This window comes from Alphaproteobacteria bacterium, assembly GCA_030680745.1.
GTDB lineage: Bacteria > Pseudomonadota > Alphaproteobacteria > JAUXUR01 > JAUXUR01 > JAUXUR01.
The window spans coordinates 1-1,070 of the sequence record JAUXUR010000036.1; the positions used below are offsets into that span (position 1 = coordinate 1).

The window sequence follows — 1,070 nt, forward strand, 5'->3', positions numbered from 1 at the left end:
ATGCATCTATTTTTCCTCAACAATAAAAAACTTTAATTTAATGGTAAATTCTATCATTTTTATTCTTATTATGTCAATAATATTTACTTATTTTTATTAAATGATGATTTAGTGTTAAAGTATGATAAAGCATTTGTTGTAATGAATAGCTGAGTTTATGTTTAAGAATGAATTCAGCGTGTCCGATAAAACCATTTGATATTTTTATTATTTTTATTTTTCATATAAGTTTTGACAAAGCGGCCCTTTTCTTGCATATATTAATATAAGGAGAGGTTTGTTATGGATGACCAATCATTAAATTTAGCACCCGAAAGATTGCAACATCTTGTAGATGAGGCTGGCATTAAACGTCGGGATTTTATTAAAAATTCAGGATTGATTTTAGGAAGCGCTTTTATTGCTTCAGCTGTGGCGCCAAATATACTTCTGGCCAAATTACAGCATAGAGATTCTATAGATAAAAAATTAAAGCTTTATAATCGTCATACGGGCGAGAGCATTGATGTAGTGTTTTGTACACCAGAAGGCTATTGCACCAAAGGATTAGATGCCATTGATAAATTGATGCGTGATCATCGTCGTAATATCAAAGTACCGATGGATATAAAATTAATCGAAGGACTTTATAAGCTTTCACTTCTTTTGGGTCGCAATTTGCCTATTGAAGTTGTATGTGGGTTTCGTACTTATTTCACGAATAAACAAATTCGCGCCGTTGGCGAAAGTTATCATATGAAGGGTCAGGCAGTGGATATTCGTATCCAAGGAATTCAAACCTCACATCTTCAAAAAGCTGCAAAACTCGTTAAAATAGGGGGGGTAGGTTATTATCCAAGGGCAAAATTTGTGCATATGGATACAGGTGATATTCGTTTCTGGTAATATAGTTTTTTAAATTGGGGCTTCTAAAATTTGAAAGTTGCGTTATGAGCACAGATGATCTTTTTACACGCCTTCAGCTGGCGATGAAGAAAATTGAAACGTCAATGACCTTCCCAAATTCTGGGCCCAATGCGGGGCCTAATGCTGAACCCGATGAGAATGCAACGCAATTAAATGAAAAATTA

At 34.1% G+C, this 1,070-nt stretch carries 1 protein-coding gene; it reads left to right on the forward strand.

All coding sequences use genetic code 11. The annotated features are described in order from the left end of the window. The first annotated feature begins 282 nt into the window (after window positions 1–282). The gene (locus tag Q8L85_03270; GenBank protein ID MDP1723702.1) at window positions 283–885 is read left to right on the forward strand and encodes a DUF882 domain-containing protein; all 603 of its coding nucleotides are present in this window, start codon (window positions 283–285) and stop codon (window positions 883–885) included. The last annotated feature ends 185 nt before the right edge of the window (window positions 886–1,070 follow it).